Consider the following 25,061-nt stretch of genomic DNA (forward strand, 5'->3'; position numbering starts at 1 on the left):
CCCTTCAGACCGGAGGTAAAAGGCCTCTATCTTCATTTTGCCCCGATCGTGACAATGAAATATAAATTCTATTCTTCAATAATATGGCGTAAAAATGTGATCTGCGTAGTATTCTTCGATTTACATTAACCCACTGAAAACAACATCGTTATTACCTCACTGTAAATTTAACCTGCTTTTCATGGGGATATACTCCCTTTAGCCTTTGTGATTGGCTTCATGCATTTACCATTCTGCAACACTGATTTGAAATTAAATTTTCATAATGTGATCTTGTTGCATGTTCATTCCATTTCTTTGTGCCATATTCTTACCACGGTAAATCGCCGGAGCGACAGCAACGTGCCACACCAGAGCGCTGTTCATCGGCAAATGTCGTCGCGACTGACGCACTAAAGACCGCTAACCCGCAAAGGAGAACGGATATCGACTACATCCATGTCAACACCAAGCCGTAAACCTCTTTGACCGCCATTGCTTAGCGTACCCTGCCTTGTGCTGAGCAATTACACAAAGAAGAAAATCATTTAATTCAGTTAGATACGACAACACAGGCGTGATAAATCCTGACTGGGGAGATGTATTTTTATCTTGTGTCGTTCAACAAAATAAAGGGACTACCATGTCATTTATAACAAACCTGAACCAGCAACAGAGAAAACGACTTCATCAGATCACCTTAGTGGCCACCTTCGGCGGCCTGCTTTTCGGTTACGACACCGGCGTTATCAACGGCGCCTTTTCCTCACTGAAGCAGTACATGGCGCTGACCCCAACCACCGAAGGGCTGGTAATGAGCGTTCTGCTGGTCGGCGCCGCGCTGGGCAGCGTGTTTGGCGGCAAATTTGCCGATTACTTCGGCCGGCGTAAATATTTACTCTTTCTCTCCTTTGTTTTTCTCATCGGCGCGTTGCTTTCCGCCGCGGCCCCCGATATCACTACCCTGCTGATTGCCCGCGCCCTGCTGGGCTATGCCGTCGGCGGCGCTTCGGTCACCGCCCCCACGTTTATTTCAGAAGTGGCGCCTACCGAGATGCGCGGCAAGCTGACCGGCCTGAATGAAGTCGCCATCGTCATTGGCCAGCTGGCGGCGTTTGCCATCAACGCGATCATTGGCATCATCTGGGGCCATCTGCCGGACGTCTGGCGCTATATGCTGCTGGTACAAGCGATTCCGGCCATCTGCCTGTTCGTTGGCATGTGGCGCGCGCCGGAAAGCCCGCGCTGGCTGATCAGCAAAAATCGTCATGATGAAGCGCTGCATATCCTCAAACAAATCCGCCCGGCGGAACGCGCGCAGAAGGAGTACGATGACATCTCTACCCTGATCAAAATTGAAGCTGGTAATAAGTACAGCGCCCAGAGCACCTTTGCGACGATCGTCAAAACACCCTGGATCCTCAAAATTTTGCTGGTCGGCATTACATGGGCCGCACTGCAGCAAACCACCGGCGTTAACGTCATTATGTATTACGGTACGGAAATCCTGAGTGCCGCCGGTTTCTCCGAACGAACCTCGCTGATCTGCAACGTGCTGAACGGTGTTTTCTCCGTGGGCGGTATGCTGATCGGGGTGCTGTTCCTTGTCGACCGCTTCAAACGTAAGACAATCATCATCTACGGTTTCGCCATTATGGCAACCCTGCATCTGATTATCGCCGCTGTCGATTACACCCTGGTGGGTGACCTGAAAGCTACCGCCATCTGGCTGCTGGGCGCGCTGTTCGTCGGCGTGATGCAGGGCTCCATGGGCTTTATTACCTGGGTGGTATTAGCCGAACTGTTCCCGCTGAAATTCCGCGGACTGTCGATGGGGATCTCGGTATTTTTCATGTGGATCATGAACGCGGTGGTCAGCTATCTGTTCCCGCTGCTGCAGGCAAAACTGGGCCTTGGGCCGGTCTTCTTTATCTTCGCCGCCATTAACTATTTAGCCATTCTTTTCGTGGTCTTTGCCCTGCCCGAGACCTCCAATAAATCGCTTGAGCAGTTAGAAGCAGAGCTGTCAGCAAACCATGAAGATAAAAAATCCACTCGTCTCACCAGGGAGGTTGGTTATGATCGATAACATCACGCTGGATAATCTGCATATTGGCTGCAAAGCCAGTAATAAAGCGGAAGTCATCGCCATGATCGGCGCGGAGTTTAAAGCCAAAGGCTATGTCAATCAGGAATGTGTCCACTTTCTGCTGGAGCGTGAACATCAGGTCTCGACCTTTTTAGGCAATGGCATCACCCTGCCGCATTTGCCGAAATCCGCGACGGATATCATCCTTAAAACCGGGATTGAGATCTATCAGTTTCCTGATGGCGTAATCTGGGATCGGAGCAATGTAATGTTTATTGCCATCGGCGTGATCGCGAAAGAGAAAGAGCATATTGACGTACTCAAGGAAATTGCCTCGATATTTAGCGATGAGCTGATCGCTAACGCACTGTCATTAATCTCCGACAAACATGATTTCCTGAAAATTCTGCAGCATAACGCCTTGCCCCATTAAGTATGACACCGACCGGAGCTCTGGCCCCGGTCGGATTTTCACCCCTCGCCCAGCAAACATGGCGAATAATCTGATTCTCCCCGTTATAACCTCAATGGCAATAATAACCAGAGAAACCAACGTATTGCTACTTGCTTGAAGTACGCACGTTACCGCAGGTATCTCATAACCAAAATCCCATTAAAACAATGATTTAAATATTCTCCAGGGCTACTGACCCTCAGGTTTATTGCTCGCGCTGTTAGCACCGTACGCCAGTGATTCCTGCGGTATTCCATTAGTTTTGATTTATATCAATACCTGTTCGATCGTTAAAATGCATTTTACAGCGCGATTATTTTAGCAGGGTGAATACGACATTGGTTTTACGATTGGGATATTTATTTAGCCGACCCGCAAGTCTGTGGGGATGGCTGATGTGTAATGCGTTTAACGGTATTGCGATTGTCCTCTGCTTTCGTGGCATAAGCAGCGTCACCGGTTTCAGCGAGGCGATCTGGCAGGTCATCATCACGCTGGCTATTATCATATCGACCTGGTACAGCGCTAACTATTTTGCTGCGCTGGAAGCTCGACGCGATAAACGACGCTATCTGCTGCTGGCCTGGGTGGTCATGACCATTTTGTTGAATTTTATTCACCTTGGCGGTGGTTAACGCCATTTATTAAAGGATCATACCATGACGCTGGCGATGCTGTTGGTGCTTATCAGCCACCATAAAGGGCTGACGCTCTTGCTGATCGTAATTATTGCGCTGCTGTTTATTGCGCTCACTCCGCTGGTCAAAAAACTGTTGAGTCACCTTCACGATCGTTCCTGAATTTTCTTTTATGACCGCCTACAGGGGGCCTTCTCTTCGTCATCTCCGTTTATCCCGTCACCCGCTCCCCCAGCATACAGTTTGTGGCAACGCCAGAAAAATAAATGAGAACCATTATCATAAAAGCTGTGCTAACGTGTCAGCCCAACAATAACGCCAGAAGCAACAAAACAGGGGGACAGACGAGGTGAAGTTGAGTTCAGGGAGCATCACAACAGGTCGTACGAGCGGGCTGCTGACGCTGGCGATTGGCGCACTCTTCTACAGCAGCGGCAGTATTGCCCGGCCGGATCTTCAGCCGCTGGGGCCGAACATTGCGGATAAAGGGTCGGCGTTTTACCACTTTACGCAACGCCAGTATGACTCTGCCGATGGCGAACGTCACTACCGGGTATGGACCGCAGTGCCGGACAAAGCCCCGCCCGCCGCCGGCTATCCGGTACTGTATATGTTGGATGGCAACGCGGTGATGGATAAACTCGACGACGCGTTTCTGCAGCAGCTCTTCGCCGGCTCCCCGCCGGTGATCGTCGCTATCGGCTACCAGACCGCGCTGCCCTTTGATACCGCAGCCCGTGCCTGGGATTACACCCCACCGCTAAAGACGCATGAGCCTCGCGCCGGGAAACCCGCGCTACCGCCGCGTAAAACCGGGGGCAATGATGTTTTTCGCCAGCTGCTGACCGAAACGATGGTTCCCCAGACGGAAGCTAACCTGAAAATAGATCCCCACCAGCGCGCTATCTGGGGCCACTCCTACGGCGGATTGTTTGTGCTCGACGCGTGGAGGAAGGCTTCGCTGTTCGGGATCTACTATTCCGCCAGCCCGTCGCTAGGTCAGGCCCTGCAATCGCCTTTGCAGGCAAGCCAAAGTCTTGATGCCGTCCGCTTTCGAGGGAAATCGCTGTACCTACTCGAGGGTGACGGTAAAGCCCGTGGAGAACCGTCCGGGCACGAGGCCTCGCTTGAGGTGTTGCGTCAAACCCAACAGCAGCTTGCCAGTAAAGGGTTGACCGTAGCCTTCTGGCGCTATCCCGGCCTGACGCACGGTCAGATGTTCGAGGTCTCGCTGCGCTCGGCGCTGCTGCATCTTTCCGGGCAGGCAGCGCTTGCGCATCAGTAACGCCCTTACGCCCACCAGCGGAGGGTGGGCGCATCAGCGCCGGTCGGGCAGGTGTTTGATATCGACCGGCTCGCCGAACAGAAATCCCTGCATCTCGTCACATCCCTCCTCTTCGAGGATCTGCAGTTGTCCAGCCGTTTCCACCCCCTCGGCGATAAGCGGCGTATTGATCGAATTGCCCAGCGAAATAATGGCTCGCACGAATGAGCGTACCTGAGGGTTGCTCTCCACATCTGTCATAAAGCTGCGGTCGAGTTTGATGACGTCGAAATGAAAATCGCGCAGCATGCTCAGGGAGGAGTAACCGGTGCCAAAGTCATCCAGCGCAATACTGATCCCCATTTTTTGCAGATGATGCAAAACGCTGAACGCCAGCTGTTTATTGATCACAAACGCCGTTTCGGTGACCTCAAACTCCAGCAGACTGACCGGGTAGGCGGTACGCATCAGGATCTCGCGGACTTTTTCGATAAAGCTACGATGACGCAACTGCACCGGAGAGATATTGACCGAAACTTTTCTGTTCAAACCATTTTCCAGCGATTCGTTACACACCTGCTCGAGCACCCAGTAACCTAAGGGCACGATGGCGCCGCTCTCTTCGGCGATGGGAATAAACACGTCCGGCGGGATCGTCCCCAGCTGCGGATGCTGCCAGCGCAGCAGCGCCTCGTAACCGGTGATGCTACGATCTTTGATGTTGCGGATAGCCTGATAGTGGAGCGAAAACTCCCCGGCGTGAATACCGCGCCGGATATCGGCGGCCATCATATTGCGCTGCCGCGTCTTGTCATCCATTTCACGTTCATACCAGCAAATCTTATGGTCGAGGCTGCTTTTTGCCCGATACATAGCCAGATCGGAATTGCTCAGTATCGTATTAATATCCGTGCCGTCCTCCGGGTAGACTGAGATGCCAATGCTGGCGGAGAGAACCACTTCCGTCGCGGCAAACGTCTGCTTACCGCTGAAGCAGTGCCACAGGCGCGCAGCAAAGGCATCCACTTCCCCCTCATCGGAAAAAGGTTTAACAGCCACAAACTCATCGCCGCCGAAGCGGGCGACCATCTCCTCCTTCTGCAGCGTTTTGAGAACAGCGCCCGCCACGCGCTGCAGCAGCTGGTCACCAATCAGATGGCCCTGTAGATCGTTAATCTCTTTAAATTTGTCTAAATCGATCGTGAAAATGGCAAAGCGGCGGGCATCATTTCCAGTGATCAGCTTCTCCACCCGTTCAAAAAACTCCACCCGATTGGGTAAACCGGTTAACGCATCGTAGCGCGCCATCCAGGCGATGCGGTCGTTAATCGCCTTCTGTTCACTAATGTCGCGGGTAATTTTGGCAAAACCCAGCAGGGTGTTCTGCTCATCGCGGATGGTATCGATCATGACATGCGCCCAGAATCGGGACCCGTCTTTGCGATACCGCCAGCCTTCCCCTTCAAACTGCCCGCTACGCAGGGCGATTTCCAGGTTTTTTGCGGGTACACCGGAGAGTTGCTCAGCTTCGCTATAGAAGAGACCGAAGTAGCGACCGATGATCTCGTCGCTCAGGTACCCTTTTGCCCGGCGGGCGCCCTCATTCCAGCTAATGACCGTGCCGTCGGCGCTCAGCATATAGATGGCATAATCTTTAACGCTTTCAATAAAGTGGCGATAGGCAATATCCGTCAGGTGATCGTTACTCATGGTACAGCGCTCTCTGTGGCTCGGTCGTGGCAAAACGCATTAGATATAGCAGAATTACGCCTATTAAGAATACAAGGATATGGCCTTTTGTTGGCCTCTTTCTGACCCGGACACCGCAGAAGGCGCGGCGGACGCTCTCGTTAAGCGTAGTGGACCAGGCCGTCCGAAGGAGTGATATTCCCCGCGATTTTTGCACTTAGGTCGCCCACTAATAGTTACTTTTATTGATTAAAAAGTTTGATTGAAAGAATAAATAAAAGGAGTAATGTTAATAATACTTTCTATGGAGGTTAAATATGTTGCGTGATTATTTAAAAGTGGAAAAAGAAGACCAGCTTGTTGAACAACAGAGTCGACATGACAATAGCCAGCATTATTCTTCGGTGACCGAATGGGTTATTTTAAGTAAAGATGGCCAGCGCAAAGGCCGGGTATCCCTGTTTGACCGCTTCACCACCCGCCGCTCCTGGAGCGACAGTTTCCGCATTACGCAGTTCGATAATGCGGGTAAAGTGGTGGTGGATAAACTCACTGACGCGCTGTAAATCCTTCGGATTCCCGGCCTGACGGGAGAATATTAATACGCAAAATTAACACCTGCATAAAATATATTGATGCGTCGCCATCATGTTATTTTCTTTCTGCATACCGATAATCTAATGGGTAATTTTCGCCATGGTGCACAGCGCGAATTTTTAACCCGAAAAAATGCTGAATATAAGCCCGCTGGTCGGGCTTTTTTGCATGGTGCTCGCCATCCACGCCACAAAATGCCAAGGACATCCCGCGCTGGATTGTATACGATGTATATACGAATCATTACGGTATATATCTATGGGAATCGTCAAAATCTCCGATCTGCTGCACGATGATATTCGTGATGCCAGCAAAGCCATGTCCCGCTCCGTCAATGCCCAGGCGGAATACTGGATCCGTCTGGGCATGATGAGCGAACTCTACCCTGAGCTTAACCACCAGCAGATCAAACTGCTGATGCTGAAATCCGGCTCTGACCGTCTGCTGGAGGTGATCAATGCCATCAATAATCATTAAAACCGCCGACGAACTCGCCCGGCAGCGCCATGCCGGCCAGCTGCTGGCGTCAGTGTTTGATATGCTGGATACTTTTATCGTTCCCGGCGTAACGACGATGGCGATTAACGATCGAGTGGAAGATTTTATCGTCAACCAGCTGCACGCCCGCCCGGCCAGCAAGGGGCAATACGATTTTCCCTATGTGTTGAACACTTCCATTAACGATGTGGTGTGCCACGGGATCCCCAAAGCGACCGAACATCTGCGCTCCGGGATGATTGTTAACGTCGATATCACCCTCGAGAAAGCGGGCATGATTGCCGACTCCAGTAAGATGTACCTGATAGGCGATGTCTCCCCGCTGGCCCGCCGGCTGGTAAAGACTACCTATGAAGCGATGTGGAAAGGCATTGAGGTGGTGAAGCCTGGCGCGACGCTGGGCGATATTGGCCACGCTATTCAGCGCTGGGTGGAGGAACATGGCTATAGCGTGGTCAGAGAATATTGCGGTCACGGCGTCGGTCAGGAAATGCATGAGGAACCGCAGGTGCTGCATTATGGCCGCCCCGGAGAAGGCGCCGTGCTGCAGGAAGGCATGGTGTTCACCATTGAGCCGATGGTCAACCAGGGCGACAGCCGTATCAAAACCAAAAAAGATGGCTGGACGGTGGTTACCCGCGATAAAAAACTCTCCGCGCAATGGGAGCACACCGTGGCCGTCACCGCCAACGGTTTTGAGGTGCTGACGTTACGCGACGATGAACAGTCGCGGATCCGCTGAGTTGCTTCCCTTTCTCTATGACGGTGGGCCGCTTTCCGATCCCGGAGCTCGCTTGGGCGCCAGACGACACCTGATTCTGCCGCCGGGCGGCGGCAATAATTGTTTTCATGAATGATTTTCTGCGCGCGCCTGCCCGCTGGTTATGGCTGATGCGCGCATAAACCGCACAACGGTTTATCCTTTACCTCCTTGCATCAGCTTACTCTTCATTGCCTTTATCCCGCCTTAGCGATAGCGAATAATGACATCCGCTTCACTATGCTGCGCATTTCGCCAGTGAATACTGACCTCACCACGATTGTCCGGCATGGCGTAGCGAGGACGGTTGTTTGTCAAGGCGACCTGTTCCGGTGAATGGTGCTGGCACGAGACATCGATACGATCGTGCCGGGGGGCGATAACACAGGCCGGATTGATGACCCGTCCTGAAAAATGAACCTGGCCGGAAAGCGCAGCAGACGACGCCAGCGGCGCCAGGCACAGACATAGCAGAGCGAGACGGAATGGAGACATAGCAATCTTCCTTGATAACGGGTGACACTGCGCGGCACAGCATCGTTTCTGTGCCCTACAACCTGCGGCTTCCTGCCGTCACTCCACGCTACTGCAAAATAGCGGCAGCGTAAATGATTATTCCGGGCCACCCGGTCAACTGCCGGGAATAACAGCAACTTTTTCGTAAAATTTGCTCAGAACAGTTATCTCCCGGAAATAATGCATTATACGTATGGGACTCTTTTTAATATTTAATGAGATTATACTTACACCAAAAAATAAATAATGTTACAGCTTAACACATCTTATCAATGGGCCTTTACGATGTTCTCCGTATAATCCCGCCCCCGACGGTAATATACATTAGCGATGCTTACCGTTTTTTGTGAACAGAAATAAAAAACATGCTTTAAAAATGTTAAATGCTTTTGTTAACTTGTGATTATTTAATAAGGTTTGAGTATGAAAGAAAAAGGCACCCTGCTGGTTGTTGGTTCACTGCTGGCCTTAAGTCTGGCTACTGTGACCACCGCCCGCGCGGCGGGTACACTGAATTTCACCGGTAAAATTATTAACGAGTCCTGCCAGATCGCCAATAACGGTGGCGATGTTAATGTCGATTTTGGCAACGTCGATATGTCGGCGCTGAAATCCCATGAAGCGAAAACCGCAGAAACGCCGTTCACTATCAACCTCACCGGTTGCCCACTGGCGCAGAACATCAGTATCAGCCTGGAAGGTACTCCGGACACCAACGCTAACGGCACCAGCGCCGCCGTGCTGGCGCTCTCCGACGCCGCGGATACCGCCAAAGGGGTGGGCATTGAAGTCTTCTCTTCCCCTGACGGCTCAACGGAAGGCACTCAGCTGACCTTTGACAAGCACAGCAAAACGGCGGTTTCGCAAGCCGACGAAAACGGTGATATTGCATTTAACTTTATTGCCGATCTGAAGAGCGATTCCTCACAGGATGTCACTGCCGGCAATATTAATGCCACGGCCAATATTGATATTGTGTACGAATAGAATGTCCTGATTGCCACTTTTCCAAGGGCAGCGTCCCCCTGCCCTTATTCTCTTCCTCGTGACCGGATCCTCAATTATGCAGTGTTATAAAGCGGCTTTTATCCTGAGCCTTCTCTTTTGCCCGTTCCTGGCGTCTGCCGCCGGGGTTGCCATTGCCGGCACACGTGTCATTTATAATGAACAAAGCCATGAGGCAGACATCACGGTAAAAAACACCAATCCTCACGATCCGGTGCTTATTCAGAGCTGGGTAGACGATCTGGCTGATAATAATAAATCACCGTTTATCGTCACCCCACCATTGTTCCGTCTGGATGCCGGAGACAGCAACGATCTGCGCGTGTTATTAACCTCGGCGCAACTGCCAAACGATCGGGAAAGTTTGTTCACCCTGAATATCAAAGTGATCCCTGCCAATACCGCGCCGGCTGGCGAGAACATTCTGCAATTTGCTATTAAGAATCAACTGAAGCTCATTTATCGCCCGGCAGGGCTCCCTGGCTCGGCGCTCGACGCGGCGCAGCACCTGCGCTGGCGGGTCAGCGACAACCACCTGCAGGCGGAGAATGCCTCCCCCTATTATGTGACTATCACCACGCTCACCTGCGCGGGCCAGAACCAGAAAACGCCGCTTGAGCGCAGCGTGATTGCTCCTCACAGCCGTGAAGAGTATTCCCTCCCCGGCGAGGCCTGCGACCGCGAGGTGAGCTGGCGCATTCTGGATGACTTTGGCGCTGTGCAGACGTTTAGCGCCCCCGTTTCGGCGCACTAAGCGTCTGATGTCGCGATGCGCCACGGCCCGGCTCATACCGTTACCATCGTCAGCCTCTCCATCCTGCTGGGCGGACAGAGCGCGCTCTTGCACGCCCAGGCGACCTTTAATATGGATCTGCTGGAGAAAAACGACCATTTGCCGGCAGTGGATCTGCAACGCTTCAATCAGCAGGCGGGCCAGCCGCCAGGCGACTATCCGGTGAGCTGGCAGGTCAACGGCGTCACGCTGGACGCCCGTAAGACCGTCACGTTTCGCCAGAACGATCGCGGACAGCTCACGCCCTGCCTTAAGCCGGAAGATCTGCTGCAGGCCGGAGTTAACCCGGCCGTGCTGTCCCAGGCGCCCGGCGCAACGTCCCGCTCATGTCCCGAACTCAACGCGCTGCTGCCGGGCAGCACGGTCAATTTCGATTTTGCTCATCAGCGGCTGGTAATGACCATTCCTCAGGCGCTGATGACGCACCGGGCGAGGGATAATGTTCCCTCTGCGCTGTGGGACGAAGGTATTAGCGCCTTTCAGAGTAACTATCGTTATTCAGGCGCCAGCCAGCGTACCCGCGAGGGCAGCACCGAGCGCGATAACTATCTGATGTTGAAAAGCGGCGTGAACGTCGGCGCCTGGCGCCTGCGCGCCAGCAATAGCCTGACCGCCAACAGCGATGATAAGCCCCAGTGGACGACCAGCGGCGCCTGGCTTGAGCGCGACCTGACGCGCTGGCAGAGTGAACTGACCCTCGGGGATACCTTCACGTCGGGCGATGTGTTTGACGCGGTACAGTTTCAGGGAATATCCCTCGCCTCCAGCGATGCGATGCTCCCGGACTCGCAGAAAGGTTTTGCCCCGACCATCCGCGGGATTGCCAGAACCAACGCCCAGGTCACGGTTCGGCAAAATGGCTACGTGCTGTATCAAACCTACGTCACCCCCGGCGCGTTCGTGATTGACGATCTTTATCCCACCGCCAGCAGCGGCAATCTTGAGGTTGCCGTCAAAGAGTCGGATGGCGAAATCCGCCGCTTCACCCAGCCGTATGCTTCGGTGACCAGCATGCAGCGCGAAGGCAGCCTGAAATACAACCTGGTCGCCGGGCGCTACCATAGCGACGATACCAGCCAGCGGCCGTTGATGATGCAGCTGTCGCTGATGCGCGGGTTCGCCCACAATCTGACGCTGTTTGGCGGACTGCAGAGCGCGGCGCAATACCATAACCTCTCGCTCGGCGCAGGACAGGGGTTGGGAGAAGCCGGGGCGCTCTCGCTGCAGCTGTTAAACGCCCGCGACCGGCACCAGCAGGATCCGATCGATGGCCGGGCCTGGCAGCTCCAGTACAGCAAAGGTTTTGATCGTCTTGGCACGCAGTTCACTTTCACCGGCTGGCGTTATTCGCATCAGCGCTATGCCACGCTGAGCGAGGCGTTTTCCAGCCCGGGTAGCGACGACGACCTGCAGGATAGCGACAACAAAAAAGCAACCCTGCAAATCACCGCCAGCCAGAGCCTGCCGTACGATATCACCCTCTATCTGAGCCTCGACCAGGACAGCTACTGGTCAGGGGGCGCCACACAGCGTACCGCCAATATGGGGATCAGCAGCCAGGTTCACGGTATCGCGTGGTCGCTCAGCTACAGCGACTCCCGCAGCAGCCACGGTGACGAGGAGGATGACGAGCCGCATTCCGACAAAGTGGTGACGTTGTCACTTTCCGTGCCGTTGAGCCACCTGCTGCCGGGGAGCTATGCCGGCTATACCCTGACCTCCTCCCGCCACAGCGTTGGCAGTCAGATGGTCAGCCTCAACGGCACATTGCTGGACAATCACGCGCTTAGCTACGCCGTCAGCCAAACCCGCGATCGGCAAAACGGGTCCAGCGGCAGCCTGACGGCCGGGTACAGCAGTGGAAGGGGCGATCTGAATCTCGGCTACAGCCACGATTCGCAGGCCGCTCGTCTGAACTACGGCGCCAGCGGGGGCATTCTGATTCACCGCCACGGGGTAGTCTTTACGCCGGAAATGAATGGCGCTGTCGTCCTGATTGACGCCGGTGGCGCCGGCGGTGTGACCCTCGCCAACCAGAAAACCATCGCCACCAATGGTGACGGGTACGCCGTGCTGCCCTTCGCCACCGCCTATCACCGCAACGACGTCTCTCTCGACAGCCATTCGCTGCCGGAGAATGTGGATCTGGCCAACAGCACCGTGACGCTGGTCCCTACCAAAGACGCGGTGGTTCTGGCGCGCTTTCACACCCACGTTGGCTATAAGGCGCTGTTTACGCTGCAGTCGCGGGGACAACCGCTGCCCTTTGGCAGCGAAGTACGCGCTAAGGACACCAACAGCATCGTTGCCAGCGAGGGTCAGGTGTACCTGGCCGGCCTGGCGCCAAAAGGCACCCTGTATGCGCAATGGGGGCCAGGCCCTCAGCAGCGCTGTAGCGCCCGCTACGATCTCACCCCGACGCTGGCGCAGACCCCCCATCCACTCATCTTACAGCAGACGTTATCATGTCCTTTTTAACTCTCCTGCGTCGGGTCGCCCTGACGCTGTTATTCACTCTGTTACCGGCCGCCAGCGGATGGGCCTGTACGCCAGTGTTTGTCCGCGGCCAGGCCTCCACCCTTCGGCTGAACGTGGGGCAGCTCACGGTTCCGGCTGACGCCAGACCCGGCACCCCGCTGTATCATAAAAGTTTCGCCTGGAACCGCCTTAGCGACGGCGGCGAACAGTGGATCCGCTGCGCGGACGACCCGCACGGGCTGTCGCCGCTGCTGCTGGACAGTCTGCTGTCCGGGGGAGTGACGCGACCGACGGTTTATCAAACTAATCTCGCCGGCATTGGCGTTCGCGTATCGCTGCGCGCTATCGGCAGCTATGGCGGCTTTCCTGACCGGCCGACGCCCTCGCCGTTTAGCCAACGGGTGGACAATCCCGCCGCCTTGCCCGATGCGGTGTGGAAACTGGGCTATTTCCGCCTGACGATTGAGCTCATTAAAACCGGTCCCGCGGCGACGCCGGGCGAGCTTGAGTATCACAGCGAGCGCTTTTTAATAGCGGAGCATACCCCGCTGGCCGCGTTAGACTTAACCGGCAGGATCAGCACCGCGGGATGTTCAGTGAATGACGCCACGCCAGCCCTGATCAAGCTCCCTGCGGCGATGCTTGACCACTTCGGTGGCGTCGGCAAAACCACCGGCGACACCCCTTTCGCGCTGCAGCTGGATTGCAACAGCGCGGTCACGGTTTCCCTGCGAGTTGACGGCGCGGAGCCCCTCTCCGCCCGGGGGCATGGCGTTCTGCGCAATGACGCCACCGACGATCGGGCGCAGGGTATTGGCGTGCAGTTGCTTTACCATCGTCAGCCGGTCGTACTGAATCATGAGATGACGCTGGGCAGCGCGAGCGCGGGCCGGTTTACCCTGCCGCTCACTGCCCGCTACTACCAGACACGTTCCCGGATCACCGCCGGTCAGGTGTCGGCCGTCGCGACCTATACCTTGCATTATGACTAGGCGATGGCGAACCGACGGATGAAGCGGATGAAGGAATTGCTCTGACCGGCGAATCGTAAGAGAATAGCGCCTACACGCGACGATCTGAGTACACGGGAGTTCATCGTCAGCCATTCTCGTCGATTCCCCTTAGCCAGCAAAGTGGCGCTGGCAGGCGCGGCGCTCATCGCCGCTGGCATGCTGTTCAGCTGCACCAGTAAAGCCCCTAAATCCCTTGTCACGCCGCCGAACGCTGCCGCCGTCAAAGCCGGGCAGGCGCACCGGGAGCCGGTGCGCGGCGTGTGGCTCACCACCGTTTCGCGCCTTGACTGGCCGCCGGTCGGGTCGATTATCGCCAGCACGCCGGAGAGCCGCATCACGCAGCAGAAGCTGGCGCTGATCGCTAAACTCGATAACCTGCAGCGCCTGGGGATCAACACCGTCTTTTTCCAGGTGAAACCGGACGGTACGGCGCTCTGGCGGTCGGATATTCTGCCGTGGTCCGATATGCTGACCGGCAAAATCGGCGAATACCCTGGCTACGATCCGCTGCAGTTTATGCTGGATGAAGCGCACAAGCGCGGCATGAAGGTTCACGCGTGGTTTAACCCCTACCGCGTCTCGGTCAACACCAAACCGTCGACGATTGCCGAGCTGAACAACACCCTTACTCAGGTACCGGCCAGCGTGTTCGTCCTGCACCGTAACTGGATCCGCACCGCCAGCGATCGCTTTGTTCTCGACCCGGGCATTCCCGAAGCACGGGACTGGATCACCAGCATCGTCGCTGAAGTGGTGCAGAACTACCCGATTGACGGCGTGCAGTTCGACGACTATTTCTATACCGAAACCGCCTCTTCCCCGCTTAACGACAACGAGACTTTCCGCCGTTACGGGCAGGGCTATGCCTCGAAGGGCGACTGGCGGCGGCATAACACCCAGCAGCTCATAGCCCAGGTTTCCACTACTATCAAAAAGCTCAATCCGAACGTCGAGTTTGGCGTGAGCCCGGCGGGGGTGTGGCGCAACCGCTCCCACGATCCGGCGGGGTCGGATACCCGTGGCGCGGCCGCCTATGATGAGTCCTATGCCGATACCCGCAGCTGGGTGCAGCAGGGACTGCTCGACTACATCGCGCCGCAGATCTACTGGCCGTTTGCCCGCGATGCCGCGCGCTATGATGTGCTGGCCAACTGGTGGGCCGAGGTGGTTAAACCGACGCATACCCGGCTGTATATCGGCGTGGCGCTGTACAAGGTGGGTGAACCGTCCAAAAATGAGCCTGACTGGACGGTGGACGGCGGCGTGCCGGAGCTGAAAAAGCAGCTCGATCTCAATGAGACTCTGCCGCAGATCCAGGGCACCATCCTGTTCCGCGAAAACAACCTCAATCAGCCGCAAACCCGGCAGGCGGTTAACTATTTGCGCAGCCGCTGGGGGCAGCCGCAGAGCTAGCCGCCAGCCGGCTCTGCTATAGCGCCTGCAGCCCTTGCTGCAGGCGGGCGTGCAGCTTCAGCATGTTCTCTGTAATGGCCTGCCAGACGTGGCTGGAAAAGTCCGCCGGCAGCGTCCGGCGAGCGCTTTCGATTGCCTGCGGCACATGCCCGGCAAACTCCTGGAGGATCGCCAGCATCTGCTCCCGGGGAAAGTTCACCGCTTTGGCCGTCGCCAGAAAATGACGCGGATAGATGGCGTTAATCTCTGTTTTACGCCCTTTTGTGGCATTGAGCCCCATCGACAGCTTCAGATCGCGCAGATGCAGTCCCGTGCCGCCCAGCACCGGAAACGCCGAAATAATGTCGTAGAACGGTGTTAAGCGGTAGCTGCCGCCGGGCAACAGGTAAATTGAGAAGTTTTTTGCGTGACCGTCCGTCGCCCCCGTCAGCCACTGGAAGACCATGAACTTCATAAAGTCATAGCGATCTTTCAGCGCTTCACTCGAGCCCAGCAGAAAGGTCATGATCGCGGCGATACCCGGCCCGCCGTCAGACTCATATTTCATCGCTGAAGGAAGACCAAAAGCCTGACACAGATCCTCCTGCGGCAGACGCAGCAGCACCCGTCCCTCCTGCGCCCAGCGCCGGTCGAAGCGGGTTACCGCCAGGGCGCGGATCCGCGGGGTGGTGATGATCTCCGCTTCCGGCACCGCCAGGCCCAGTTCTCTGGCCAGCGCCAGGCACAGAAACTCATTATCCACGCTTTCACGCAGATCCAGCGTCGCATTGGGCTGCTTGATCTCGCCGATGGGCAGCTTAATGATATGCGTGGTCGGCGTGGCGCCCTGCGGAATACACCACTGCTCGCCCATCCGCAGCAGCGCCGTTTTCTCCTGGGCGCCGGCCACCGAGATACGGAAATCGTCCTGGCCGGTAATCATCCCGAGGGGGATATCCGACTGGTAAGCGGTCAGCAAAGCGGTGAGCTGCGCCTCGTCCAGCGTCTGCCAGCGTAATCCTTCCAGGTGCGCCTCTTCCCCCGGCGGCAGGAGGGTAACCGCCCCTACGCTATCCCGCCCGACTTCGGCCAGCAGATCGAACGGCTGCTTCGAGCGCGCTTGATAGCGCCTGACGATCCGGTCGCGGACCTGCGGGCTGTCGGGCAGCAGGTTATCAAAATAGTGATACACCGCGTCGGCCGTGATATTGCCATACTGCAGCGGCAGTGAGAGAGAGAGCGGTCTGGCGCGCGGGCTGCGCAGCCACTCTTCCTCATAGCGAAAACTGTGCGCCCCGTTAGCCTGGCGGGTTAAGGTTCCCACGCGCACATTGTTCATCCAGGTGGTAAGCGTCGCCATTACCAGTCAAGGTCCGTGTTGTTATCGGGAGCCGGCGCCGTCTCAGCAGCTTTGGCGTTCAGCGTCATCACCACCCCCAGCGACTGGAGGATCTTAAACAGCGTGGTTAAGGTGGTTTTGTCGGGGTGATTTTCAAAATTGGACAGCGTGGCCTGCTTAATGCCGATCCGCCTGGCCAGCGCATCCTGGGTCCAGTGGTTCTGCTGGCGCAGCAGCTTCAGGTAATTGGCCAGCTGCACGGGACTGTATATCTGCGGGGAATTCATCGCCTTGTTCCTCACCATCATTTATCCCCCTGTCGGGATAAACTTGGTTTTATACCCTGCAGGGGATAATGTCAAGGATATCCCCTAGTGGGGATAAAACAGGAAGGATGATCGCCGGAGCCACCTGTACATGCCCGGTGGCGGCTGCGCCTTACCGGGCCTACGGGCTGTCTCTACCCGCTCCGTTACGATCCAGGCCGGGCAAGCGCAGCGCCGCCCGGCAGCGGGCAGTCGCGCTTAGCTGCCGCGGTAGGTCGACCACCCGCCCGGGGCGATGAGAAACGGCAGATGGAAATGGTCCTCTGCCGCCTCGCCGATAACAAAATCAATCTGCGCCCGGGTAAAGACGCTCTCGCGCCCGGCGCGGGCAAACCACGCCCCGGTTTCCGCTGTTAAGCAATAGTGCCCCGCCGGCAGCGGCGCGGCGCTAAAGGTGGCGATACGCCCCTGGGCGTTGGTCACCAGGTTCGCCAGCGTCTCGCCCTCCCGGCTCAGGCTGACCGTTACGCCTTCTGCCGGCGTACCGGTGGAAATATCCAGAATATGGGTGCTCAGGGTGCTCATTCGCCAATCACTCCTTCCAGTCTTAACATCGTAATCTCTCGCAGCTGGGCAAGCGCCTCGGCCACTTCTTCGTCGGCGGTATGCTGCAGCCGGCGCGTCAGCGCCTGCAACATCTCATCGCCGCTGCGCCCTTTGGCGCGGATTAAAAACACCCGGCCAAAGCGGGCTTCGTAGCGGGCATTCCCCTCCCGCAGGGCCTGCGCGAGCCGCTCATTCTCGCTGTCCACCGCCGACTGCTCCTGGCGCGACAGCGCCGCATGCGCCTGGCCGCCGGTCGGCTTTTCACCGATCCGCGGATGGGCGCTGAGCGCCGCGTTCAGCTCATCCTCTCCCCAGTTAGCCATCGCCTTACGGGCGGCCTGCAGCAGCGCATGGCGGCTGGCGAAAGGTCGCAAGCTCACCAGCGTCTCGCCCCAGGCCGGGATCGCCACGCAAGGGGCCAGCAGCCCCGCCGCCTCATCTTTGCTCAGGCTGTTAAACTGACTCAGCGCGATCATCCTGACTCCTTAACGATTTCGTCGCCGCCTGCTCCTGCGGCAGAATAAGGTTCAGCGCTATCGCTACCAGCCCACCGCTGGTGGCCGCCGAACCGAACAGATCGCCGACCATCGGCGGAAAATGGCTGAGAAACGCCGGCACCGACTCCACGCCAAGACCCGCGCCAAACGCCAGCCCCACGATCAGCACATCGCGACGGCTCAGCGGGGTCTGGGTAATAATCCGGATCCCGGCCGCCACCACGCAGCCAAACATCACCATCGTGGCGCCCCCCAGCACCGGCGCCGGGATCTGCCGCAGCAGTTCGCCCACCGGGGGGAACAGCCCGAGCAGGATCAGAATCACGCCAATGTAGCGTCCGACATAGCGGCTGGCCACCCCGGTCATCTGGATCACGCCGTTGTTCTGCGCGAAGGTGGTGTTCGGAAAAGCACAGAGCATGGCCGCCACCATACAGCTGACGCCATCCGCCAGGATACCGCCCTTCAGCCGGTTACGGAAAGCGCGATCGTCAACAGACTGTTGTGAAATCAGCGAGTTGGCCGTCAGATCGCCCACCGCCTCCAGAATACAGACCAGCGACACCAGGGCGACCGGCAGAAATATCGCGCTGTTAAACTGAAAGCCGAACGGAAACAGCGTCGGCAGGCGAAACAGAGTGTCGCCCAGGCTGTGGAGATGGAACTGACCGCTCAGCCCCGCTGCGATGCAGCCCACGGCAATGCCCACCACCACCGAGGAGAGCCGCAGCCAGCGGTTTTTGGCGCAGCTCAGCAGGACGATAACCCCGAGGGTGCCCGCCCCGAGCGCGATGTTGCTCATGCTGGCGAAATCCTCTGCCTTTTCCCCACCGCACCAGTTGATGACGCTGACCTTGATCAGGCTGATGCCGATCAGCGCAATCACGCTGCCGGTAATGATGGGAGTAAAGATTTTCTTCAGCGGTTCGATAAAGCGGCTGACAATCACCGGCACCAGAGCGGCGACAAAGTTAACGCCAAACAGCATCGCCATCATATCCTGCGGCCCGCCGCCCTGCGCTTTTACCCACATCCCTCCGGCCACCGTCACGCCGAGGAAGGCAAAACTGGTGCCCTGCATGCAGATCATCCCGGCGCCGATGCCCCATACCCGATTGGACTGCAGAAAAGTGCCAATGCCCGAGGCCAGCAGCGACATACTGATGAGATACGGCAGCCAGTCGCCAAGCCCGAGGGTAGCGCCGATGATCAGCGGCGGCGTGATGATCCCCACCAGGCCCGCCAGCACATGCTGGAGAGCGCTGAAAAAGGCCGGAAGCGGTGGGATCCGCTGTTCAAGGCCGTAAAGCAGGCCACTGTGATGTTCGTCAGACATAGTGATATCCCGTAGCAAAGAGAAGTGCATGGGCTAGTGCACAAAGCAGGCCAGAGACGACAAAAGGGCACCAATAAATTTATTATCACTTAAAAATCATCAACTTATATTACGCTCGTGATGCATCACCCCTCTCCGCTGCTGAACCATGCGTCTGAAACGATAGATTCTTAATGCAACATACAGAAACTTTTGATTCATAAAAAGGCAACCAATACCTCACATTGCACCGATGCGGTGCGTCATGAGCCATCGCTGTGCCTCAGGCAGGCGGTTTTCCTCCCTCCGGCGAACTGGTACGCAAATTGCTGTAGTCAGTCACAACATCGGGAGAAGGAGAAAAAAATGAAAGCAATCGTGATTGGCGCCGGCATCGGCGGTTTAAGCGCGGCAGTGGCGCTCAAACAGTCGGGGATCGACTGCGACGTCTATGAAGCGGTGAAAGAGATCAAACCGGTCGGCGCAGCGATTTCCGTGTGGCCCAACGGCGTGAAGTGCATGGCCCACCTCGGCATGGGCGACATCATGGAGACCTTCGGCGGGCCGCTGCGCCGGATGGCGTATCGTGATTTCCGCAGCGGCGAGAACATGACCCAGTTCAGTCTCGCCCCGCTGATCGAACGCACCGGCAGCCGTCCCTGCCCGGTCTCCCGGGCAGAACTGCAGCGGGAAATGCTGGATTACTGGGGACGGGACAGCGTGCAGTTCGGCAAACGCGTCACCCGCTGTGAAGAAGACGCCGACGGCGTGACGGTATGGTTTACCGACGGCAGCAGCGCCAGCGGCGATCTGCTGATTGCCGCCGACGGCAGCCATTCCGCACTGCGTCCGTGGGTGCTGGGCTTTACCCCGCAGCGCCGCTACGCCGGCTACGTCAACTGGAACGGCCTGGTGGAGATAGATGAAGCGCTGGCCCCCGGCGACCAGTGGACCACCTTTGTCGGCGAAGGCAAGCGCGTCTCGCTGATGCCGGTCTCCGCCGGCCGGTTCTACTTTTTCTTTGATGTGCCGCTTCCGGCGGGTCTGGCGGAGGATCGTGACACCCTGCGCGCTGACCTCAGCCGCTACTTTGCCGGCTGGGCGCCGCCGGTGCAGAAGCTGATCGCCGCCCTCGACCCGCAGACTACCAACCGCATTGAAATCCATGATATCGAACCTTTCAGCCGCCTGGTGCGCGGCCGCGTCGCGCTGCTCGGCGATGCCGGACACAGCACCACCCCGGATATTGGCCAGGGAGGCTGCGCGGCGATGGAAGATGCAGTGGTGCTGGGCGCCGTTTTCCGCCAGACCCGCGATATTGCGGCCGCCCTGCGCGAGTACGAAGCCCAGCGCTGCGACCGGGTTCGTGACCTGGTGCTGAAGGCGCGCAAACGGTGCGATATTACCCACGGGAAGGATATGCAGCTCACCGAAGCCTGGTACCAGGAGCTGCGCGAGGAGACCGGGGAGCGCATTATCAACGGCATGTGCGACACCATCCTCAGCGGGCCGCTGGGCTGACCGTCGCCATGGATTCGATCACCGCACTCAGCGTCTGAATGGCCATTTGCGCGGGCCGCGAAAGCTGACGCGAGGGTGCAGTACACAGCGCCAGGGTCAGCGGTCGCAGCAGCGTACTGCGCAGCGGGACAAAGGCCAGCTGTCCACGCTGGACCTCGTCCAGCACGTCGAGCAGGCTAAGGAGTGTCACGCCGCTGCCGCGCAGCACCAACGACTTGATAAGCCGGATATCATTGCAGCTGATGGTATTCTCCGGCGCAAAGTCATGGTGGCGATAGAGGAGCGCCACCCGCTCATGGACGATCAGCGGCGCGCCGGGCACGATATGCCGCTCCAGGCTGAGCTCGCCCAAAGACAGCGCCTTCGCCCCCGCCAGGGGATGGTCCGGACGCATCACAATCCCCACCTCCAGTTCGGCAAAGGCCAGCACGCTGAGTCCAGCCTGCCCCTGCGGATCGAGGATCAGGCCGACGTCCAGGTCCGCCTGACGCACTTTCTGGCTGACGGTGTGGCTGTCAGCCACCTGCAGATCCAGCTCCAGCCACGGCCAGCTGGCGATGATCTCCGCCAGCGCGGCGGCGAAGCCCCCTTCCGCCAGCGCCTGCACCATGCCAACGCTAACGCTCCCGCGCTTCATCCCCTGCAGCTCATCAAATTTCTGTCGGGTCTGACGAAATTCCTTCTGCCAGCGCAGCAGATTGTCATACAGCAGTTCACCGGCGGTGGTCATCCGCAGTCCCTCCGGCAGGCGCTCGAACAGCGGGGTACCGAAGGCCTCCTCGGCCTGCAGGATCTGGCGGTTAATTGCCGAGGCGGAGATATGCAGCTGCTCGGCGGCCCGGCGCAGACTGCCGCAGCGGGCCACGGCGATGAAATAGTGCGCGAAACGGGAAAATGGACTCATGGCGCCCCTGTACTCTTTTTTGCAACAGCAGAGTGAATTAATGGTGATGGATGTGAACACCCTAATATGACAACAATAATCTCACAACAATAAAACAATCACCGATGTGAGCAGGAAGAGAAATCATGAAGACAATCACCCCCACGCCCCCCGCCCATTGCACCTTTGACCCGGAAGACTGGCTGCGGCTGGCCCGCTGCTGGCACCCGGTGGCCCGCGCCTGCGATATTGCCGGCGCCCCGGTGAAAGCCACCCTGCTGGACGAACAGCTGGTTATCTATCGTATTAAAGGCCAGGTGGTAGTCGCCCGCGACGTCTGCCCGCACCGCGGGGTGCCGCTGACCCTGGGGTTTCATGAAGAAGAAGGCATCGTCTGCCCCTATCATGGCCTGCGCTTTGGCGAGGATGGCCGCTGCAACCGTATCCCCTCCAGTCCGGGGCAACCCATTCCGGCCAAACTGCATCTCACCAGCTTCGCCGTGGAGGAGCGCTACGGGCTGATCTGGACCTGCCTGGCCTGCGATCCGGACAATCCGCCGCCGTTACCGACCATGCCGCACTGGGACGACGCCGGCTTTCAGCAAATCAACTGCCCGGCCTTCGAGGTAAAGGGATTTGCCGGCCGCCAGGTCGAAGGCTTTCTCGATGTCGCCCACTTCGCGTGGATCCACACCGATACCTTCGCCGATCCGGACAACCAGCAGGTGCCGGACTACACCCCGCAGGAGACGCCGTTCGGCTTTGTTGCCGACTACTGGAGCTCGGTGGGCAATTACCCGGCCAGCTCTGATTTCCGCGCGCCGGAAGGGTTCCAGTGGCTGCGTCACTTTGAAATGCATCTGCCGTTCACCGCTACGCTGACCATCCATTTTCCCGCCGACGCCAGGCTGGTGATCATGAACGCCGCCTCGCCGGTGTCGTCCCGGGTGACGCGGATGTTTGCCCCTATTGCCCGCAACTTCGATCTGCACGTGCCGGTGGAAGACGTACATGCGTTCAACCTGCGGGTATTTGAAGAGGACCGCCTGATGGTCGAGACCCAGCGTCCGGAACGGTTGCCGCTGGATCTGACCCTGGAGGCGCATATTCCGGCGGACCGCAGCTCTATCGCCTACCGGCGCGGGCTGAAGAAGATGGGCTTTGGCGATTTCTTTCTGGTATGAGTGGAGGTCATATGCGCGACATACTCCCGGTGGTGGTCGATGGCCTGTGGCGCCAGGGCGCGAAAAATCTGGCCGTTCGTCTGGTGAGCGCCGAGGGGCAACCGCTGCCGGCGTGGACGCCCGGCGCCCATATCGATCTCCATCTTCCCTGCGGGCTGATCCGTCAGTACTCCCTGACCGGCAGCCCGGCCGAACGGGATCGCTATCTGCTCTGCATCGCCCGCGAGTCGCAGTCTCGCGGTGGCTCCCGTTATATTCATGACACCCTGCGCCCGGGACAGCCATTGATGATCTCTGCCCCGCGCAACCACTTTCCGCTGCACGAGGGCGGCCATGTGGTGCTTCTCGCCGCCGGGATCGGCATTACGCCGCTGCTGGCGATGGCCCACGCCCGGGCGGCGTCCGGCGCCAGCTTTACGCTGCACTATTACGTTAGCCGTGCGCAGGAGGCCGCCTTCGCCACCGAGATCGCCCGCCAACTAACGGGTGGAATCTGCCAGATCCACTGCTCAGACGAGGGGCAGAGTCCGCGCCAGCGGCTGGCGCAGGATCTGGGGGCTCCGGACGCCGACACCCGGGTCTACTTCTGCGGTCCGCCCGGATTTATGGCCCGGGTTCGCGATACCGCGCGGGCGGTCGGATGGGAGGAGGCGCAATTGCACAGCGAAGCGTTCCAGCCGCCCGCCCCGACGGCGGCGTCGGCGGCGGACGGAACCTTCACCATCACCCTCGCCTCCACCGGGGAGCGCTGGCCGGTGCCGGGGGACAAAACCATCGCCCAGGTGCTGCAGGAGCATGGCGTCGCGGTGCCGCTCTCCTGCGAGATGGGGATCTGCGGCGCCTGCCTGACGCCGGTACGCGAGGGAACCGTCGACCACCGGGATACCGTGCAGTCGGAGGCGGAAAAACAGGCCGCAGAGCAGCATATTGCGCTGTGCTGCTCCCGCAGCCTGTCGGCCAATTTAGTTATCGATCTCGCGGGATAAGCGGCCCGTCACCGGCTGGTCGGCGCGGGCGACCGGTTTCACCCGTACGGCGGCGAAGACAATCACCATCGCGCTCAACAGCAGCAGACCGCTGCCGGTGAAGACGCCGCTGGCGCCGTGCAAATCAAACACCGCCCCGCCGCCGGCGGCCCCGGCGCTGATGGCCAGCTGAATAGAGGCGACCAGCAGACCGCCCGCGCTTTCTGCTTCATCCGGCACGGTGGTGGCAAGCCAGGTGGACCAGGCCACCGGCACCAGGCCGAAGGCAAATCCCCACAGGGCGACCAGCAGCCCGGCCAGCACGGTCAGATGGCCAAACGTCACCATCAGCAGCGCCAGAACGCTCATCATCAACGGCACCAGCGCCAGGGTCAGGCGCAGGCTACGGCTCAGCAGATAGCTCGCCACCGAAGTGCCGATAAAGTTAGCGACACCGAAGCCGAGCAATATCAGCGAAACCCCTTCGATACTGGCCTGTGCGACGGTCTCAAGGAACGGCCGCAGGTAGGTAAAGAAGGCGAAATGGCCGCTGAAAATCAGGATCGTCGCCAGCATGCCGCCCAGCATACCGGGACGGCGCAGCACCCTGAACAGCGTGGAGAAGGTCCCGACGCTCTCCGGGCGCATGGAGGGCAGCACCCACAGCTGCCAGAGCAGCGCCAGCAGGCTGGGTATCGCACAGAGAATAAACACGTTGCGCCAGCCGATCAGCTCCCCGAGGTAGCTGCCGAGCGGCGCGGCCACCACCGTGGCGACAGACACCGCGGAAAAGATGATCGCCAGCGCCTTTGGCACATGGGCCGCCGGCACCAGACGCATCGCCGTGGCGGTGGACATCGCCCAGAAGCCGCCGATGGCGATCCCCAACAGCAGACGGCCCAGCAGGAGAAACGCCAGCGAATCGGCAAACGCGACCATCAGGCTGGAGACTATCTGCAGTATGGAAAAGAACATCAGCACCCAGCGGCGATCGATATTGCGGGTGGCGGTGGCGATCAGCAGGCCGGTAACTAACGCCACCAGCGCCGTCGCGGTGACCGCCTGTCCGGCCATCCCTTCACTGACGCCGAGGCTGCTGGCCATCGGCGTTAACAGGCTGGCGGGCAGAAACTCGGCCACGATCAGGCCGAACACCCCGAGGGCCAGGGCATAGACGGCGCGCCAGGCAGGTTTGGCGGATGACAGGCTCGCGTCAGCAGCTATGCAGGAACTCATATACAACTCTCCAGGTTTATTAACATCCTGGTCATCTTAGGGCCTTACTTTCGGACGATATATGATGCATACTCTTCAGTTATT

25 protein-coding genes are annotated in these 25,061 nt (G+C 58.2%); 16 read left to right on the forward strand and 9 right to left on the reverse strand.

Translation table 11 applies throughout. The features are described from left to right. Window positions 1-622 precede the first annotated feature (622 nt). The 5 genes from LPQ25_RS13170 (at window position 623) to iroE (ending at window position 4,445) form a co-directional block, all read left to right on the forward strand. Window positions 623-2,068: a sugar porter family MFS transporter gene (locus LPQ25_RS13170; RefSeq protein WP_004143440.1), complete on the forward strand. Its 1,446-nt coding sequence runs from the start codon at window positions 623-625 to the stop codon at window positions 2,066-2,068. Further along, the gene (locus LPQ25_RS13175) at window positions 2,058-2,501 is read left to right on the forward strand and encodes a PTS sugar transporter subunit IIA (protein ID WP_002904819.1); all 444 of its coding nucleotides are present in this window, start codon (window positions 2,058-2,060) and stop codon (window positions 2,499-2,501) included. Before LPQ25_RS13170 ends, LPQ25_RS13175 begins: the two co-directional genes overlap by 11 nt. Before the next feature lie 416 nt (window positions 2,502-2,917). Continuing rightward, window positions 2,918-3,157 (forward strand): hypothetical protein, encoded by a 240-nt coding sequence (locus LPQ25_RS13180; RefSeq protein WP_002904816.1) that lies wholly within the window; start codon window positions 2,918-2,920, stop codon window positions 3,155-3,157. A 24-nt stretch (window positions 3,158-3,181) separates the two neighbouring features. Beyond that, the gene (locus LPQ25_RS13185; protein WP_002904814.1) at window positions 3,182-3,322 is read left to right on the forward strand and encodes a hypothetical protein; all 141 of its coding nucleotides are present in this window, start codon (window positions 3,182-3,184) and stop codon (window positions 3,320-3,322) included. Between the two features lie 187 nt (window positions 3,323-3,509). Continuing rightward, entirely contained in the window at window positions 3,510-4,445 is a 936-nt protein-coding gene (gene iroE, locus LPQ25_RS13190; protein ID WP_004190148.1) for a siderophore esterase IroE, read from the forward strand. 33 nt (window positions 4,446-4,478) lie between these two features. Here iroE and LPQ25_RS13195 read toward each other — a convergent pair whose 3' ends face one another. Further along, window positions 4,479-6,134 (reverse strand): putative bifunctional diguanylate cyclase/phosphodiesterase, encoded by a 1,656-nt coding sequence (locus tag LPQ25_RS13195; protein WP_004143447.1) that lies wholly within the window; start codon window positions 6,132-6,134, stop codon window positions 4,479-4,481. A gap of 296 nt (window positions 6,135-6,430) precedes the next feature. On the opposite strand from LPQ25_RS13195, the gene LPQ25_RS13200 reads away from it, so the two are divergent. The 3 genes from LPQ25_RS13200 (at window position 6,431) to map (ending at window position 7,950) form a co-directional block, all read left to right on the forward strand. After that, window positions 6,431-6,679, forward strand: coding sequence for a hypothetical protein (locus LPQ25_RS13200; RefSeq protein WP_002904810.1), 249 nt, complete (start codon window positions 6,431-6,433; stop codon window positions 6,677-6,679). Between the two features lie 289 nt (window positions 6,680-6,968). Further along, window positions 6,969-7,187, forward strand: a complete 219-nt coding sequence (locus LPQ25_RS13205) for a ParD-like family protein (RefSeq protein WP_002904808.1) — start codon at window positions 6,969-6,971, stop codon at window positions 7,185-7,187. Then, window positions 7,168-7,950, forward strand: a complete 783-nt coding sequence (gene map / locus LPQ25_RS13210) for a type I methionyl aminopeptidase (RefSeq protein ID WP_004179825.1) — start codon at window positions 7,168-7,170, stop codon at window positions 7,948-7,950. Before LPQ25_RS13205 ends, map begins: the two co-directional genes overlap by 20 nt. Before the next feature lie 225 nt (window positions 7,951-8,175). Here the strand turns inward: map and LPQ25_RS13215 are convergent, their stop codons facing one another. Then, complete coding sequence (locus tag LPQ25_RS13215; RefSeq protein ID WP_004176193.1) at window positions 8,176-8,463, reverse strand: hypothetical protein; 288 nt, start codon at window positions 8,461-8,463, stop codon at window positions 8,176-8,178. 444 nt (window positions 8,464-8,907) lie between these two features. Here LPQ25_RS13215 and LPQ25_RS13220 point away from each other — a divergent pair, with 444 nt between their 5' ends. From LPQ25_RS13220 to LPQ25_RS13240, 5 genes are all read left to right on the forward strand, one after another. After that, on the forward strand, window positions 8,908-9,471 hold the full coding sequence (locus LPQ25_RS13220) for a fimbrial protein (RefSeq protein WP_014907609.1): 564 nt from the start codon (window positions 8,908-8,910) through the stop codon (window positions 9,469-9,471). A 76-nt stretch (window positions 9,472-9,547) separates the two neighbouring features. Then, on the forward strand, window positions 9,548-10,243 hold the full coding sequence (locus LPQ25_RS13225; RefSeq protein ID WP_014907610.1) for a fimbrial biogenesis chaperone: 696 nt from the start codon (window positions 9,548-9,550) through the stop codon (window positions 10,241-10,243). Window positions 10,244-10,258: 15 nt separating this feature from the next. Further along, window positions 10,259-12,760 (forward strand): fimbria/pilus outer membrane usher protein, encoded by a 2,502-nt coding sequence (locus tag LPQ25_RS13230; protein ID WP_014907611.1) that lies wholly within the window; start codon window positions 10,259-10,261, stop codon window positions 12,758-12,760. Further along, window positions 12,748-13,752 (forward strand): fimbrial protein, encoded by a 1,005-nt coding sequence (locus LPQ25_RS13235; protein WP_014907612.1) that lies wholly within the window; start codon window positions 12,748-12,750, stop codon window positions 13,750-13,752. Before LPQ25_RS13230 ends, LPQ25_RS13235 begins: the two co-directional genes overlap by 13 nt. A gap of 141 nt (window positions 13,753-13,893) precedes the next feature. After that, window positions 13,894-15,186, forward strand: a complete 1,293-nt coding sequence (locus LPQ25_RS13240) for a glycoside hydrolase family 10-like protein (protein ID WP_002904794.1) — start codon at window positions 13,894-13,896, stop codon at window positions 15,184-15,186. A gap of 16 nt (window positions 15,187-15,202) precedes the next feature. Here the strand turns inward: LPQ25_RS13240 and LPQ25_RS13245 are convergent, their stop codons facing one another. The 5 genes from LPQ25_RS13245 to LPQ25_RS13265 form a co-directional block, all read right to left on the reverse strand. After that, on the reverse strand, window positions 15,203-16,525 hold the full coding sequence (locus tag LPQ25_RS13245) for a type II toxin-antitoxin system HipA family toxin (protein ID WP_014907613.1): 1,323 nt from the start codon (window positions 16,523-16,525) through the stop codon (window positions 15,203-15,205). Beyond that, window positions 16,525-16,791 carry a type II toxin-antitoxin system antitoxin HipB gene (gene hipB, locus LPQ25_RS13250; protein WP_002904790.1) on the reverse strand — a complete coding sequence of 89 codons (267 nt, stop codon included), beginning with the start codon at window positions 16,789-16,791 and terminating at the stop codon, window positions 16,525-16,527. The genes LPQ25_RS13245 and hipB overlap by 1 nt, the downstream gene beginning before the upstream one ends. A 237-nt stretch (window positions 16,792-17,028) precedes the next feature. Beyond that, the gene (gene uraH, locus LPQ25_RS13255; RefSeq protein ID WP_004215084.1) at window positions 17,029-17,355 is read right to left on the reverse strand and encodes a hydroxyisourate hydrolase; all 327 of its coding nucleotides are present in this window, start codon (window positions 17,353-17,355) and stop codon (window positions 17,029-17,031) included. Next, window positions 17,352-17,852 carry a 2-oxo-4-hydroxy-4-carboxy-5-ureidoimidazoline decarboxylase gene (uraD, locus tag LPQ25_RS13260; RefSeq protein ID WP_004184022.1) on the reverse strand — a complete coding sequence of 167 codons (501 nt, stop codon included), beginning with the start codon at window positions 17,850-17,852 and terminating at the stop codon, window positions 17,352-17,354. The genes uraH and uraD overlap by 4 nt, the downstream gene beginning before the upstream one ends. Further along, window positions 17,830-19,209, reverse strand: coding sequence for a nucleobase:cation symporter-2 family protein (locus LPQ25_RS13265; RefSeq protein ID WP_004184021.1), 1,380 nt, complete (start codon window positions 19,207-19,209; stop codon window positions 17,830-17,832). The genes uraD and LPQ25_RS13265 overlap by 23 nt, the downstream gene beginning before the upstream one ends. 345 nt (window positions 19,210-19,554) lie before the next feature. Here LPQ25_RS13265 and hpxO point away from each other — a divergent pair, with 345 nt between their 5' ends. Then, complete coding sequence (hpxO, locus tag LPQ25_RS13270) at window positions 19,555-20,709, forward strand: FAD-dependent urate hydroxylase HpxO (RefSeq protein ID WP_002904783.1); 1,155 nt, start codon at window positions 19,555-19,557, stop codon at window positions 20,707-20,709. On the opposite strand, the gene hpxR is transcribed toward hpxO, so the two are convergent. Next, window positions 20,690-21,613 carry a LysR family hpxDE operon transcriptional regulator HpxR gene (gene hpxR / locus LPQ25_RS13275; protein ID WP_002904781.1) on the reverse strand — a complete coding sequence of 308 codons (924 nt, stop codon included), beginning with the start codon at window positions 21,611-21,613 and terminating at the stop codon, window positions 20,690-20,692. The two genes, hpxO and hpxR, sit on opposite strands and share 20 nt — an antisense overlap. A gap of 125 nt (window positions 21,614-21,738) precedes the next feature. Here hpxR and hpxD point away from each other — a divergent pair, with 125 nt between their 5' ends. Both hpxD and hpxE read left to right on the forward strand, forming a co-directional pair. After that, the gene (gene hpxD, locus LPQ25_RS13280; protein ID WP_014907614.1) at window positions 21,739-22,776 is read left to right on the forward strand and encodes a molybdenum cofactor-independent xanthine hydroxylase subunit HpxD; all 1,038 of its coding nucleotides are present in this window, start codon (window positions 21,739-21,741) and stop codon (window positions 22,774-22,776) included. An 11-nt stretch (window positions 22,777-22,787) separates the two neighbouring features. Continuing rightward, window positions 22,788-23,762 carry a molybdenum cofactor-independent xanthine hydroxylase subunit HpxE gene (gene hpxE / locus LPQ25_RS13285; protein WP_017880076.1) on the forward strand — a complete coding sequence of 325 codons (975 nt, stop codon included), beginning with the start codon at window positions 22,788-22,790 and terminating at the stop codon, window positions 23,760-23,762. Here hpxE and LPQ25_RS13290 read toward each other — a convergent pair. Further along, window positions 23,739-24,977 (reverse strand): MFS transporter, encoded by a 1,239-nt coding sequence (locus LPQ25_RS13290; protein ID WP_014907616.1) that lies wholly within the window; start codon window positions 24,975-24,977, stop codon window positions 23,739-23,741. The genes hpxE and LPQ25_RS13290 overlap by 24 nt on opposite strands. Between the last annotated feature and the right edge of the window lie 84 nt (window positions 24,978-25,061).

Source organism: Klebsiella sp. KPN54798 (assembly GCF_021184225.1).
Classification (GTDB): domain Bacteria; phylum Pseudomonadota; class Gammaproteobacteria; order Enterobacterales; family Enterobacteriaceae; genus Klebsiella; species Klebsiella pneumoniae.

Bases quoted from the DNA above. Each gene is read 5' to 3' on its own strand.
- LPQ25_RS13170 (WP_004143440.1), top strand. From the start codon at position 623: ATGTCATTTATAACAAACCTGAACCAGCAACAGAGAAAACGACTTCAT.
- LPQ25_RS13175 (WP_002904819.1), top strand. From the start codon at position 2,058: ATGATCGATAACATCACGCTGGATAATCTGCATATTGGCTGCAAAGCC.
- LPQ25_RS13180 (WP_002904816.1), top strand. From the start codon at position 2,918: ATGTGTAATGCGTTTAACGGTATTGCGATTGTCCTCTGCTTTCGTGGC.
- LPQ25_RS13185 (WP_002904814.1), top strand. From the start codon at position 3,182: ATGACGCTGGCGATGCTGTTGGTGCTTATCAGCCACCATAAAGGGCTG.
- LPQ25_RS13195 (WP_004143447.1), bottom strand. From the start codon at position 6,134: ATGAGTAACGATCACCTGACGGATATTGCCTATCGCCACTTTATTGAA.
- LPQ25_RS13200 (WP_002904810.1), top strand. From the start codon at position 6,431: ATGTTGCGTGATTATTTAAAAGTGGAAAAAGAAGACCAGCTTGTTGAA.
- LPQ25_RS13205 (WP_002904808.1), top strand. From the start codon at position 6,969: ATGGGAATCGTCAAAATCTCCGATCTGCTGCACGATGATATTCGTGAT.
- map (WP_004179825.1), top strand. From the start codon at position 7,168: ATGCCATCAATAATCATTAAAACCGCCGACGAACTCGCCCGGCAGCGC.
- LPQ25_RS13215 (WP_004176193.1), bottom strand. From the start codon at position 8,463: ATGTCTCCATTCCGTCTCGCTCTGCTATGTCTGTGCCTGGCGCCGCTG.
- LPQ25_RS13220 (WP_014907609.1), top strand. From the start codon at position 8,908: ATGAAAGAAAAAGGCACCCTGCTGGTTGTTGGTTCACTGCTGGCCTTA.
- LPQ25_RS13225 (WP_014907610.1), top strand. From the start codon at position 9,548: ATGCAGTGTTATAAAGCGGCTTTTATCCTGAGCCTTCTCTTTTGCCCG.
- LPQ25_RS13230 (WP_014907611.1), top strand. From the start codon at position 10,259: ATGCGCCACGGCCCGGCTCATACCGTTACCATCGTCAGCCTCTCCATC.
- LPQ25_RS13235 (WP_014907612.1), top strand. From the start codon at position 12,748: ATGTCCTTTTTAACTCTCCTGCGTCGGGTCGCCCTGACGCTGTTATTC.
- LPQ25_RS13245 (WP_014907613.1), bottom strand. From the start codon at position 16,525: ATGGCGACGCTTACCACCTGGATGAACAATGTGCGCGTGGGAACCTTA.
- hipB (WP_002904790.1), bottom strand. From the start codon at position 16,791: ATGAATTCCCCGCAGATATACAGTCCCGTGCAGCTGGCCAATTACCTG.
- uraH (WP_004215084.1), bottom strand. From the start codon at position 17,355: ATGAGCACCCTGAGCACCCATATTCTGGATATTTCCACCGGTACGCCG.
- uraD (WP_004184022.1), bottom strand. From the start codon at position 17,852: ATGATCGCGCTGAGTCAGTTTAACAGCCTGAGCAAAGATGAGGCGGCG.
- LPQ25_RS13265 (WP_004184021.1), bottom strand. From the start codon at position 19,209: ATGTCTGACGAACATCACAGTGGCCTGCTTTACGGCCTTGAACAGCGG.
- hpxO (WP_002904783.1), top strand. From the start codon at position 19,555: ATGAAAGCAATCGTGATTGGCGCCGGCATCGGCGGTTTAAGCGCGGCA.
- hpxR (WP_002904781.1), bottom strand. From the start codon at position 21,613: ATGAGTCCATTTTCCCGTTTCGCGCACTATTTCATCGCCGTGGCCCGC.
- hpxD (WP_014907614.1), top strand. From the start codon at position 21,739: ATGAAGACAATCACCCCCACGCCCCCCGCCCATTGCACCTTTGACCCG.
- hpxE (WP_017880076.1), top strand. From the start codon at position 22,788: ATGCGCGACATACTCCCGGTGGTGGTCGATGGCCTGTGGCGCCAGGGC.
- LPQ25_RS13290 (WP_014907616.1), bottom strand. From the start codon at position 24,977: ATGAGTTCCTGCATAGCTGCTGACGCGAGCCTGTCATCCGCCAAACCT.